The 12,493-nt window shown below is 65.9% G+C and carries 11 protein-coding genes; 6 read left to right on the forward strand and 5 right to left on the reverse strand.

From position 1 onward, the window contains the following. Positions 1-37: 37 nt before the first annotated feature. Both DB032_RS04600 and DB032_RS04605 read left to right on the forward strand, forming a co-directional pair. Positions 38-2,578 (forward strand): fimbria/pilus outer membrane usher protein, encoded by a 2,541-nt coding sequence (locus DB032_RS04600; RefSeq protein ID WP_107798441.1) that lies wholly within the window; start codon positions 38-40, stop codon positions 2,576-2,578. 86 nt (positions 2,579-2,664) lie between these two features. Then, positions 2,665-3,702 carry a fimbrial protein gene (locus DB032_RS04605; protein ID WP_158274238.1) on the forward strand — a complete coding sequence of 346 codons (1,038 nt, stop codon included), beginning with the start codon at positions 2,665-2,667 and terminating at the stop codon, positions 3,700-3,702. A 9-nt stretch (positions 3,703-3,711) separates the two neighbouring features. Here DB032_RS04605 and DB032_RS04610 read toward each other — a convergent pair whose 3' ends face one another. After that, positions 3,712-4,617 (reverse strand): S-adenosyl-l-methionine hydroxide adenosyltransferase family protein, encoded by a 906-nt coding sequence (locus DB032_RS04610; RefSeq protein ID WP_107798443.1) that lies wholly within the window; start codon positions 4,615-4,617, stop codon positions 3,712-3,714. A 207-nt stretch (positions 4,618-4,824) separates the two neighbouring features. Further along, the gene (gene pncA, locus DB032_RS04615) at positions 4,825-5,457 is read right to left on the reverse strand and encodes a bifunctional nicotinamidase/pyrazinamidase (RefSeq protein ID WP_107798444.1); all 633 of its coding nucleotides are present in this window, start codon (positions 5,455-5,457) and stop codon (positions 4,825-4,827) included. Between the two features lie 142 nt (positions 5,458-5,599). On the opposite strand from pncA, the gene DB032_RS04620 reads away from it, so the two are divergent. From DB032_RS04620 to DB032_RS04635, 4 genes are all read left to right on the forward strand, one after another. Then, entirely contained in the window at positions 5,600-7,957 is a 2,358-nt protein-coding gene (locus tag DB032_RS04620; RefSeq protein WP_107798445.1) for a heavy metal translocating P-type ATPase, read from the forward strand. Between the two features lie 190 nt (positions 7,958-8,147). Next, positions 8,148-8,357: a heavy-metal-associated domain-containing protein gene (locus tag DB032_RS04625; protein ID WP_107798446.1), complete on the forward strand. Its 210-nt coding sequence runs from the start codon at positions 8,148-8,150 to the stop codon at positions 8,355-8,357. 140 nt (positions 8,358-8,497) lie between these two features. Continuing rightward, a complete protein-coding gene (locus DB032_RS04630) occupies positions 8,498-8,806 on the forward strand; it encodes a type II toxin-antitoxin system HigB family toxin (RefSeq protein ID WP_107798447.1) in 309 nt (102 codons plus the stop codon). Continuing rightward, positions 8,803-9,162, forward strand: a complete 360-nt coding sequence (locus DB032_RS04635) for a type II toxin-antitoxin system HigA family antitoxin (protein ID WP_107798448.1) — start codon at positions 8,803-8,805, stop codon at positions 9,160-9,162. The genes DB032_RS04630 and DB032_RS04635 overlap by 4 nt, the downstream gene beginning before the upstream one ends. A 43-nt stretch (positions 9,163-9,205) precedes the next feature. Here DB032_RS04635 and DB032_RS04640 read toward each other — a convergent pair whose 3' ends face one another. The 3 genes from DB032_RS04640 to DB032_RS04650 all read right to left on the reverse strand — a co-directional run bounded on the left by DB032_RS04640 (position 9,206) and on the right by DB032_RS04650 (position 12,373). Further along, a complete protein-coding gene (locus DB032_RS04640) occupies positions 9,206-9,526 on the reverse strand; it encodes a DUF190 domain-containing protein (RefSeq protein ID WP_107798449.1) in 321 nt (106 codons plus the stop codon). A gap of 19 nt (positions 9,527-9,545) precedes the next feature. Next, the gene (locus tag DB032_RS04645; protein WP_107798450.1) at positions 9,546-10,313 is read right to left on the reverse strand and encodes a 3',5'-cyclic-nucleotide phosphodiesterase; all 768 of its coding nucleotides are present in this window, start codon (positions 10,311-10,313) and stop codon (positions 9,546-9,548) included. A gap of 167 nt (positions 10,314-10,480) precedes the next feature. Then, entirely contained in the window at positions 10,481-12,373 is a 1,893-nt protein-coding gene (locus DB032_RS04650) for a M14 family metallopeptidase (RefSeq protein ID WP_107798451.1), read from the reverse strand. Positions 12,374-12,493: the final 120 nt, after the last annotated feature.

The following is a 12,493-nucleotide window of genomic DNA, read 5'->3' on the forward strand; positions in this document are numbered from 1 at the left end:
GGCCATCTGCCGGATCCCCTCCGTATAAAGCCCAATCATGCGCATACGTCCAAATCGCCAGCCCTGGAATAAAACCTCGATCCGACGCCGTTCCGCGCTGAAGCCCGGCTGCCTGGCCCTGTTGATGGCGCTGGCGGAACTGGCCCGGGCGGAGGCGGCGGAAGGAGAGGCGCAGTCCGCGCCCGTCTTGCTGGCCTTCAACACCAACTTCATCAACGGCTCCGGCCGGATGCCGGATTTGAGCGCGGTGCTCAGCGCCGGCAACGCCTTGCTGCCCGGCAACTATCGCGTGGACGTGCTGGTCAACGGCAATCTGACCGGCCGCCGCGACGTGCTGTTTCGCCAGGCGGCCAGCGGCAAGGTGGAAGCCTGCATCGACGCCGGTTTGCTGCAGGCGGCCGGCGTGCAGCTGCAAAGCCTGACGCCGCCCTTGTCCGCGGACGATCCGGCCTGCCTGGACCTGCCGGCGCTGATGGACCTGGCGGCGGCGGACTACGACGCCAATCGGCTGCAACTGAGCTTGAGCATTCCCCAGGCCTTTCTCAGCCGCGGCGCGCGCGGTTATATCGACCCGGCGCTCTGGGACGCCGGCGTGGCCGCCGCCTACGTCAACTACCAGTTCAACGGCAATGAGAGCCGCAGCAGCGAGCCGGGCGGGGTCAACCGCCGCAACGCCTTCCTCGGCCTGCAAAACGGCGTCAATCTGGGCGCTTGGCGTTTGCGCAACGACAGCACCTTCAACTGGGCCGACGGCCAGTCCATGAGCGCGCGCAGCAACCGCAGCGTGTTGCAGCGCGACTTGATTGGCTGGAAAAGCCAGCTGGCGCTGGGCGAGCAATACGCAGACTCCACCTTGTTCGACAGCGTGCGCTTCCGAGGCGCGCAGCTGGCCAGCGACGACGCGATGCTGCCGGACGGCGAGCGCGGCTACGCGCCGGTGGTGCGCGGCCAGGCGCAGAGCAACGCGGTGGTGGAAGTCCGCCAGAACGGCTATACGCTGTACCGCGCCAATGTGCCGCCGGGGCCGTTCGAGCTGAGCGATATTTTCCCGTCCGGCTCCAACGGCGATCTGGAAATCACCGTCACCGAGGCCGACGGCAGCAAGCGGGTGACGCAGCAGTCCTTCTCCAGCCTGCCCCTGATGCTGCGCAAGGGCCGTTGGCGCTACAGCGCCGCCTTCGGCGAGTATCAGGGCAGCCAGGACGTGCATCCCAGTTTCGCCGCCGGCACGCTGGTCTACGGCGCGGGCGACGACAGCACGGTGGCGGCGGGCTTCCAGCTCACATCGAATTTTCAGGCCGTCAACCTGGGCGTGGGCGCCAACACCCCGCTGGGCGCGCTGTCCTTGGACTTCACCCAGTCCAACAGCCGGGTCAGGGGCGCGCGGCGGCAAGGGCAGAGCTTGAGACTGCTTTACGCCAAAACCTTTACCCGCACCCTGACCAACCTGACGCTGGCCGCGTATCGCTATTCGACCTCCGGCTATCGCAGTTTCAACGACCACGCCAACGATCTCGCCGGCAATAGCCAGGGACAGTTCGGCCGCAGCCGCTCGCGTATCGATCTGAGCACCCAGCAGGACCTGGGCCGCGAGCGGCGTTTCGGCAGCCTGTATCTGAATCTGAGCCAGCAAAGCTACTGGGGACAGAACGGCAGCAGCGGCAGCGTGGGCCTGGGCTACGGCAACAACTGGAAACTGCTGGGCTACAACTTCACCTTGAGCCGGAGCCGCGACAGCCGGCCCGGCGGCGTCAGCAGCAACCAGGTGATGCTGACCTTTACCGTGCCGCTGGGGCCCAAGCCGCGCTCGCCGCGGATGTACGCCAACCTGAGCCACACCTCCGGCAACGGCTCCACGCTGCAATCCGGGGTCAGCGGCCATCTGGGCGAGAACACCAGCTATTCCGTGCAGCTTGGCCATGCCGGGCGCAACGGCAGCACCTCGGGCGGGCTCAGCGTCAACCACAACGCCGATTTCGTGCAATTGAGCGCGGCCTACAACGCGGCGCGTCATTACCAGTCCGCCAGCGTCGGCCTGTCCGGCGCCATTGTCGCCCATGGCGGCGGCGTCAACCTGAGTCGTCCGGTGGGCGACACTTTCGCGCTCTTGCAAGTGGACGGCGTGACCGGACCGGCGCTGCGCACCGGCAACGGCGGCGAACTGGGGCGCAACGGCTACGCGGTGCAACCCTACGCGCAGCCCTACCGCGTCAACACCCTGAGCCTGGACACCCGGCAGCTGGGGGCCGACGTGGAACTGGACGACACGGTCAAGCTGGTGGTGCCGCGGCGCGGCGCCGTGGTCAAGGGCGTGTTCAAGGCCAGAAGCGGCCAGCGCGCCCAGTTCACCCTGCTGCGGCAGGACGGTGCTCCGGCTCCGTTTGGCGCCAGCGTGGAGGACGCCGACGGCAAACCGCTGGGCATCGTCGACCCCAGGGGCAAGGTGCTGGCCTTGCTGAAGCGGGAGACCGGCCGGCTGACGGTGAAATGGCGGGGAGGCCAGTGTACGGCCGATTACCGGCTGCCGCCGGCCAAGGCCGGCCGCTATTACCAGCGGCGGACGCTGAACTGCGGCTAGTTTGCGGGAGCGGGCCGACTTTGCAATATGATCGAGTGGAGCATCAGCGAATGAAGCACATCAAAATCCGGCGGAGCATCGGCGTCATGCTGCTGAGCTTCCTGCTTGGAGGCATGGCCAATGCGGGGCCTTGCGAGCCTACAGGCTCGGTTCCCCGGTTCAGTTTCGCGTTTAACCGGACTTTTACCTCGCCGGATGACAATGCGGCGGGGGCCTTGTACCCGAACGCCCATAGATGGGAGTTGGGCGATACTTATGTGGCGCGCTGCGCTTGTGCCGGGGCGGAGACACCTTTCAAGGTGTTCTACACCACCAGGACCGAGCTGCCCAAGGGGGAGCGCAGAACGGTCAATGGCGTGCCGTTGCAGTTCTATGTCTTGAACCGCAATCTGCAAGTGGGGGTGGAGGTCTTTCTCGCCGGGGAGGTTCGACAGTATAAAGCGGTGCCGTGGGACAGTTTGAGCAATGAGATGACTGGTCAGCGGCGCTGTAGAAACGGCGAGTCAATCGACTCGCGGCCCTTTGAGACCGGCAGCCGGGGGCGAGTGCATTTGCTGATCAGCCGCCCCTTTGTCGGCACCTTGAATGTGCCTGAATTCAAAGTGCTGGATGTGTTCGGGGTGCAAGGTTACGCCACTGCGCCGGGCAGCGTTCCCATGGTCAGCCTGTTCATGAGCATGGGCGTGACGGTGCCGCAGAACTGCAAGCTGGCCGCGGGGCAGCAAACCACTATCGATTTCGGCCCCTTGATCGCCGGGCAATTGGCCCGTTCCGGTGCGGCCAGGCAAAGCGCGGTGAGCCGCACTTTCCAGATTCAATGCACCAATATCTCCGCCGGGGTCAAGATCAATCTGGCGCTGGAAGGACGGCCGCACGGCCGGGACGCGCGCTATCTGGAAACTACGCATCAGAACGTGGCGGTGGCGATGGAGAGCGCCGGCAAGCTGGTGCCGCCCAGCTTGCCTGGCGGGACGCCGGCCGGCGGGCAATTGATTCCGATCGCGCTGGATTACGACAATCTGCGCGCCTTGTTCGGCTTGACCGCCTGGCCGGTGAAGATGGTGGAGAACCCGACGCCGGGCGGGTTCCAGGGCAGCGCCACTTTGAAATTCGATTTCGAGTAGCGGCGGCGTTCAGGGCCGGCTCAGCTCCACCGACCACTCCGGTCCGGAGCCGATGCCGCGCTTGGCGGCGTAGTTGTCCATATTCAGCGCCAGCGACACGTCCAGCAGGCTGTTCAGATAGACCAGAGGCTGGCCGCTGGCTACTTCGCCGAAGGTGCGGCGATAAGGCGCCACCACCTCGTCCACCGGCTTGCCCTGCTTGAAGATGCGCACTTTCACCGTGTCGCCGGGGTGGAAGCCCTGGGCTTCGAACAAGGTTTTGGGGATATTGGTCCACACATTGCCGTATTGCGGGTCCAGCACCGGGATCATGCCCTTGAGCCGTCCGTCGGCGGCTTCCGCGCGCTGATAGGACAGCTTGACCACGGCGGCGGCCGGCAGCGGCGGGCCCACGTCCTCGAAACGGATCTTGCCGGCGGCCAGCCGCGCGCCGGTGTAGGCGTAGACGTCGCGGCCATGGAAGGTGTAGGAGTCGGCCGAACCCTGCAAGCGGTTGGTTTTCTCGTCTATGCGGCGCAGTTCGGCCACGCCGTCGCGTTCGGCGATCAAGGTCAGCAGGCCGTTGTTGGGATTGACGAAGTAGCGGCCGTCCCGTGTTTTCAGCACCACGGACTGGCGCTCGGTGCCGACGCCCGGGTCCACCACCGACACGAACACCGTGCCCTTGGGCCAGTAGTTGGCGGTCTGGTACAGCCGGTAGGCGCCGCTCCAGATATCGTAATCGGGGATCTCGTGGGTCAGGTCGGACAGCGTCAGCTTGGGGTCCACCGAGTAGGCGACGCCGCGCATCGCCGACACCGCGCCGTCCTTGAGGCCGAAGTCCGTCATCAGCACCAGCGGCGCGTCCGCGCGCGCCAGCCCGGCCAGCAGCAGGCCGGCGGCCAGCCAGAGGCGGGCGTGTTGGAATAGCTTCATTCTTTTTCTCCTAAGTGTTTTTGTTTCCAGGCGCCTGCCAGCGCCGGGCTTGCTTAGCATCTGTCCACGATCTCGCGAGCCAGAGCGAGACAAGGCGTTGCGGCTGAAGAAGCGGAATGTACATACGGTACATGAGCATTCTGAAGGCGGTTTCAACGCCCTTGTCTAAGCAATCCCGCCGACGCGCAGCAGATCGTAAACAGCTTCTTACACCTCGTCCGAGCGCAGCCTCTGCACGCCGGCGGCCAGCATCTGCGCCCAGGCGCTACTCAGCGAGCCGTTCAGATTGATGCCGCGGCAGGCGTCGTCCACCACCGTGGTTTCCAGGCCGGCTGCGCGCGCGTCCAGCGCGCTCCAGGCCACGCAGTAGTCGGTGGCGAGCCCGGCCAGCCATACCCGCTTGACGCCGCGCTCGGCCAGGTAGCCGGCCAGGCCGGTGGGGGTTTGGCGATCCGCTTCGACAAAGGCGGAATAGCTGTCCAGAGCCGGGTTGCAGCCCTTGCGGATGATCAGTTGGGCCTGGCTGGTGTCCAGCTCCGGGTGGAATGCCGCGCCATGGCTGCCGGCCACGCAGTGATCCGGCCACAGCGTCTGCTCGCCATACGGCAGCTGGATGCTGTCGAAAGGCTGCTTGCCGGCATGCTGGCTGGCGAAGGACACATGTTTGGCCGGGTGCCAGTCTTGGGTCAGGATCACCCGGTTGAAGAACTGCATCATGTGGTTGATCAGCGGCACGACCTGATCGCCGTCGGCCACCGCCAGTTCGCCGCCGGGACAAAAACTGTTTTGCACGTCCACCACGATCAAGGCGCAATCGTCGCCGTAGCGTTTCAGGGGCATAGCGTTTTCCTGCAAGGGTTCTCAGCCTATCTTGTTACCACGCGGCCGCCGGCGTGGTAAAGCCCGCCACGGTGACAAGAGTGAAAAAAGGGTTTGCCACAAATACCCTGTGGGGGTATATAATTCGGCTCAGGAGGTCATCATGACAGCAAGCACCGTGGATTTGCCGATTGAGGGCATGAGTTGCGCGGCCTGCGCCGCCAGGATTGAAAAACAGTTGAACCGGCTGGACGGGGTGGAGGCGGCGGTCAACTTCGCCAGCGAATCGGCCAAGGTCTCGTTCGACCCGGTCAAAACCCCGCCGCAAACCTTGGTGGACACCATCGCCAAGACCGGTTTCGCCGTGCCGCGCCGGCAGGCGGAACTGGACATCCAGGGCATGACCTGCGCCGCCTGCGCCGGCCGCATCGAGAAGGTGCTGAACCGGTTGCCGGGCGTGTCCGCCCAGGTCAGCTTCGCCAGCGAGAGCGCGCGCGTCGATTACGTGGCCGGGCTGGCCGACGAGGCGGCGCTGATCGCCGCGGTGAGCCGCGCCGGCTACCAGGCCGCGCCCAAAGCCGGGCTGGGCGACGACACCCTGGCCGCCGAGCATGCGCGTCGCTACCGGCGCGAGCGGCTGTGGTTCGCGTTTTCCGCTCTGTTGACGCTGCCCTTCGTCATTGAAATGGCGGCGATGTTCAGCGGCGGCCACCATGGCTGGCTGCCGCGTTACTGGCAGCTGGCCTTGGCCACGCCGGTGCAGTTCGTGGTTGGCTGGCGTTTCTACAGGGGCGCCTGGGCGGCGCTGCGCGGCGGCGGCGCCAATATGGACGTGCTGGTGGCTCTGGGCACCAGCATGGCCTGGCTGTTGTCGGCGGCGGTGACGTTGTTGGGCCTGGAGGACCAGCATGTTTATTTTGAAGCCAGCGCCTCGGTGATCACCCTGGTGCTGCTGGGCAAGCTGCTGGAGGCGCGCGCCAAGGGCAAGACTTCGGCGGCGATCGAGGAGTTGATCCGGCTGGCGCCCAAGACCGCTCGCGTTGAGCGCGAGGACGGCCGGGTGGAAGAGGTGGCGGTCACCGCGCTGCGCCAGGGCGATGTGGTGGTGGTGCGCCACGGCGAAACCCTGCCGGTGGACGGCGAGGTGGTGGACGGCGCGGCGGCGCTGGACGAAAGCATGCTCACCGGTGAAAGCCTGCCGGTGGCCAAGCGGGTGGGCGACAGCGTCTACGCCGCCACCCGCAATCAGGACGGCATGCTTAAAGTGCGCGCCACCGGCGTGGGCGGCGACACCCAACTGGCCGAGATCGTGCGTCTGGTCAGCGCGGCCCAGGGCTCCAAGGCGCCGATCCAGCAATTGGCGGATGTGATTTCCGGCGTGTTCGTGCCGGTGGTGGTGGGCATCAGCCTGCTGACCTTCGTCGTCACCGGCCTGTGGCTGCAGGACTGGTCGGCGGCGCTGATCCACGCGGTGGCGGTGCTGGTGATCGCCTGCCCGTGCGCCTTGGGCCTGGCCACGCCGACGGCGGTGATGGTGGGCGTGGGCAACGGCGCGCGGCGCGGCATTCTGTTCCGCAACGCCACCGCGCTGGAACTGGCCAGCCAGGTGGGGGTGTTGCTGGTGGACAAGACCGGCACGCTGACCGAGGGCAAGCCGCAAGTGAAACAAGTGCTGCCCTTGGCGGCGGACGCGGACCTGGTGCTGCAACTGGCCGCCAGCGTGGAGGCCGGTTCGGAACACCCGCTGGCGCGCGCCATTCTGCAGCAGGCGCAGCAGCAGGGCCTGCCCTTGCTGCCGGTCAGCGGCTTCGCCGCCCAGGTGGGGCAGGGGGTGCAGGCGGAGGTGGCCGGCCACGGCCTGGTGCGCGCCGGCGTGCCCGGCTGGCTGGGCGAGCAGGCGCTGTCCGCCGCCTTGCCCCTGCAGCAGGCGGGCAACACTGTGGTGGCGGTGGCGCGCGGCGAGGAGCTGCTGGGCCTGTTGGCCATCGCCGACCGCATCCGCCCCAGCTCGGCCCAGGCGGTGGCGCAGTTGCAGGCCATGGGCATACGGGTGGCGATGCTGACCGGCGACAACCCGGCCACCGCCGCCGGCATCGCCGCGGAGGCCGGCATTCGCGATTATCGCGCCGAGGTGAAGCCGCAGGACAAGGCGGCAGAGGTGCGGCGCTGGCAGGCGCAGGGTTTCAAGGTGGCGATGATGGGCGACGGCGTCAACGACGCGCCGGCGCTGGCCGCCGCCGACGTCAGTCTGGCGATGGGCGCCGGCTCGGACGTGGCGATCGAGGCCGCCGACATCACGCTGATGCACGGCGACCTGATGCACGCGGTGGACGCGATCCGGCTGTCGCGCGCCAGCCTGCGCAAAATCCGGCAGAATCTGCTGTTCGCCTTCATCTACAACGTGATGGGGATACCGCTGGCGGCGCTGGGCATGTTGAACCCGGTGATCGCCGGCGCGGCGATGGCGATGAGTTCGGTATCGGTGGTGAGTAATTCGCTGTTGCTGCGGCGCTGGAAATAAGGCGGCATCGGTGTGAGAACGTGTTTACGATCTCGCGAGCTAAGGCGAGACAAGGCGAAAACGGCTGAGAAAGCGGAGTGTACACACGGTACATGAGCATTTCGAAGACGTTTTCAACGCCGTATCGCCAACGCGCAGCAGATCGTAAACAGGTTCTGAGGGACGGTTTGAATTTTTTCAGGAGAAAGCAATGCCAGAATTGATCATGAAAGTGGATGGCATGACCTGCCAGGGTTGCGTGAAAAGCGTCAGCGGCGTGCTCAGCGGCATGGCCGGCGTCAGCGAGGCCGAGGTCAGCCTGGAGGCCAAGCAGGCCAAGGTGGTGTACGACGCGGAGATCGTGTCGCCGGAGGAGTTGGCGGCGGCGGTGGAGGACGCGGGTTTCGACGTGACGCGCTGAGCCTTAAACGGCGACGTAGCGAAACAGGGCATGGCTTGCGGGCCGTGCCCTGTTTCTTTGGGCGCCAGCATGTGGCCAAAGGATGCGGCCAGTCTTCTGCTTGGCTTGTTATGGTCCCGTATCGGGACTATCATGCAGCCATGAAGATCATCGCCACGCGCGCCTTGAAGACTTTTTGGGCGCTGCATCCCCCTGCCGAGCAAGCGCTGAAAGCGTGGGTGGATGAGGCGAGCCAGGCGTGCTGGACCTGTCCGCAAGACATCAAGGACCGTTACCGCAGCGCCAGCTTCGTCAGGGCCAATCGGGTGGTGTTCAATATCAAGGGCAATGACTACCGCTTGATCGTTGCCGTTGCTTACCGGGTGGGCATCGTCTACATCAAGTTCATCGGCACTCACGCTCAGTACGATGCCGTCGATGCCGCCACCGTGGAAATGGAGTCTCCATGAATATCCGTCCTATCCGCAGCGAAGCCGACTATCAGGCCGCGCTCAAGGAAATATCCGTACTGGTGGAGATGGACCCGGCGCTGGATTCGCCGGAAGGCGAGCGTCTGGACATTCTGGCCACGCTGGCCCAGTCCTATGAGGCCAAGCACTTTCCCATCGATTTGCCGGACCCGATCGAGGCGATCAAATTCCGTATGGAGCAGGGCGGTTTGACGGTGGCGGACATGCAGGTTTATCTGGGCAAGCGCAACCGCGTCTATGAAGTGTTGAATCGCAAGCGGCCGCTCAGCCTCGCGATGATCCGCCGCTTGCATGAAGGCTTGCATATTCCCGCCGAGGTGCTCATCCGCGGTTGATCGATTCGAACCGTCTTCCTTTCTGCTGAGACGGGGCAGGTTCTTATTCCTCCTCCCCCAGCACGCCGAACTCCACCGGCGTCTTCACGTAAAACACCTTGATACCGGCGGCGGCGAGCGCGGCCAGCAGCCGTTCAGCCTCGTCGGCGCTGAGCGCCAGCGTGACTTCCTCGGGCTGGTCCGCCAGTTCGAAGAAGTGAGCGGAATGCAGCCGGCGGTGGCGGCCGTAACCTTCGCTGGCGGCAAACAGCGTGGCGCCGCGGACGCCCATCCGCCGCGCCTGTTGCAGTATCCATTCCGCCAAGGGCAGGCCGTCGTGGCTGTGGCCCTGCTGAGTGAAGAAAGAGAGTTGATAGCCTTGCATGGCGCGGGCCTCCTGGCGGCTACAGTTCGATCACCATGCCTTCGCGCAGCGGGCAGACGCGCAGGCCGTTGGGGTATTCGGAGCGCAGCTGTTCCAGCAGGTGCTCGCGGCAGCCGGGGTCGATGTGGCTGATCCACAGATGGGTGTTGGCCGGCAGCTGCGGCAGGAAGGGCAGCAGCAGCAAGGGCGTCATATGGCCTTGGCGCGCGGCCTCGCCCTGGCGTTCGTCGGTGTAGGTCAGTTCGCAGATCACGTCGGTCAGCGAGGGCACATTGGACACCCATTGCCAGAAAGCCGGGCAGGGGCCGCTGTCGCCGCTGAAGGCCAGCGCGCGCCAACTGCCTTCTATCAGCCAGCCCAGCGCCGGCACGCTGTGATTGGCCGGCAGCGCGGTGGCCAGGCCTTCGCCCAGCGGCAGCGCGTAGCCGGGTTCCACCGCCTGCAGCCGCAGCCAGGGCTGCTCGACGCTGGGTTGGCGGGTGTAGTCCGGCCACAGCTCGCCGTTGAACAGGTGGGCGCGCAGCGCGTCCAGGGTTTCCTGCTGGCTGTAAACGGTGAGGCCGGGCCCGCGGCGGCTGGCGTGGACGTCGGCCAGCAGCGGCAGGCAGCCGCAGTGATCGGCGTGGCTGTGGGTGAGCAGCACCTGACGGATGGACAGCATTTCGTCCGGGCGCAGGCTGGTGACGCCGGTGCCGCAGTCTATCAGGGTGTCCTCGTCGATCAGGAAACTGGTGGTGTGGCCGGGATGGCCGATGCAGGCGGCGGCGCCGAGAATCTTGATGTGCATGGGTTTCTCCTGGTTGCGGCCGTTGACCGGCCTGGCCGGTCCGCCGCTGCAAACATGGAAACGATCCGCTGCCCGCCCCGCCTTGAGTGGGCGCCTGCGCCGTGAGATCCGGCCGGCTTTAATCTATTCATTGTAGACAAGCCGGCGGACGCTTGCGCGGGACGGGGTCAGCGCACGATGCCTACCGGGTAGAGGAAGCGGTTGCTGTCGGCGAACGGGGTCTGCTCATAGAACCAGTTAAGCCGGGCGTTGCGGTCCTTGGCGAACTTGGGGTCCTTGAGCCTGGCCTGGAAGGCCTGGCGCAGGGCCGGGCTTTCCGCCAGCATGCGCCGCGCCATCGGCTCCATCACATAGGCTTCCGGCGCTTCCGCCGAGGTGAGATTGGCGTTGAAGAAGCCCCAGTGCAGGAAGGAATCCGGGCTGGCGGGCTCCAGCAGCAGCATCGCCAGCGTGCCCAGCGGCTGTTGCGGGTCCACCACCACGGAGCCGGCCGGATAGGTGACTTTGCGCTGCAGCGGGCTGGGCTTGCCGTCTATCAGCAAGCGGCCTTCATAGCCGGGGATCTTGTCGGCGGATTCGCGATCGGGCTCGAACGGGGTGCCCAGCTTGATGTCGTCCAGCCGGTAGACGGTGACGTCCAGGGTTTCCGGCCGGCTCAGTTCGCGTAGCTGGATGCCGTGGGCGCGCAGGCGGGCGATCACCTCATGCCATTGCGCCGGCACCACATAGGCCTTGGGCCGCGCGGCGATCAGGTCCGGCACGGTCAGCGGGGTGATGGGCAGGCGGTAGTCGCGCGGCTGATTGCTCCAGCGCATGATTTTGTCGCCGGTGACGGGGGAGGGCACTTTGTCGAATTTGACGCCCTTGAAGTCCACCAGCTTGGGCTTGCCCTCGGCCTCCTTCCAGGTCAGCGTCACCGGGTCCGGCCGCGCGGCGCGGTCCTTGGCGATGGCGGCGCGCAGGCCGTCGTAATGGCGGGACACGCTGTCGAAGATGGCGCGGTAGAGCACGTAGTTGCCCAGCACTTGCTGCTTGTAGGGCTTGAGCGCGTGCAGTTCCACCAGGATGGCGGGGATGCCGCGCGCGTCCGCGTATTGGTTGGAGAAGCGCGCCAGATCGCTGTAATACGGGTAATAGCCCTTGTCGGGGTTCTCGTTGTCGTTCATCGAGATGCAGACATTGGGCTCGTGGCCGTAGCGGCGCAGTTCGCGGTAGACCTCGGGCGTCATCACCTGGTCCATCCAGCGGCTGGACGCGGGCGACCAGCCCTGGCCGTTATTGCAATAAGTGACGTCGTACTGGTAGTTGACGCCGTCGGTGCTGTGGGTGTCGATGAAGAAGTCCGGCTGGTAGTCGTTGAGCGCGCGCGCCACATTGCGGATTTCCGGGCTGTCCAGCTTGGTGAAATCGCGGTTCAGATTGAGATTGCGGCCGTTGACGCGCCAGCCGGTCTGTTCCGGCCCGTTCTGGTTGATGCGGCCGTATTTTCCGTAGCGCATGTCGCCGTCCACGTTGACGGTGGGGACGAAGAGCAGGTTGACCTTGGACAGCAGCGCGTCGTCGCGGATCAGCAGGTCGCGGATCAGCATCAGTCCGGCGTCCTTGCCGTTGGCTTCGCCGGGGTGGATGCCGGCTTGCACATAGATCAGCGGCTTGCCGCTGGCGCGCAGGCCCTGCGGCGATTTATCGGCGGCAGCGGACACCACCGCCATCATCATGTCGCGGCCCTGGTCGGTTTTCTCCGCCATCGGGCTGAGCTTGAGCAGCGCCGGCTTGGCGGCGGCCAGCTTTTGCAGGTAGGCGATGGTTTCCGGATAGGCCGGCGTGTGCTTGAAGCCGCTGGCTTCCAGCGGAGTGGCCCAGGCGTCGTCCGCCTTGGCGGCGAAGCGCTGGCTGTCGCCCTGCCAGGGGATGTCCGGCGGCAACACCCGCTGGCGCGCGGCGGACAGGTATTGGCTGTCGTCTACATAGTCCGGCGCGGCCGGCATGGCGTGCGCGGGCGGGCTGAGGTGCAGGGCGGCGAAGGCGGAAACGATGGCGAAGCGTAGCGGCAAGTGCATGATGATGATCCTGATTGTCCGAGACCGAAATAGGCTACGCCCGGCGGCCCGGCGGACGCACGGGCTGTTGAGAGGCGGCTTGACGCGGATCAAGCGCTTGCTCGCCGCGTTTCCCGCCGG

The organism is Chromobacterium sp. Panama (assembly GCF_003052555.1).
In the GTDB taxonomy this organism is placed as follows: Bacteria; Pseudomonadota; Gammaproteobacteria; order Burkholderiales; family Chromobacteriaceae; genus Chromobacterium.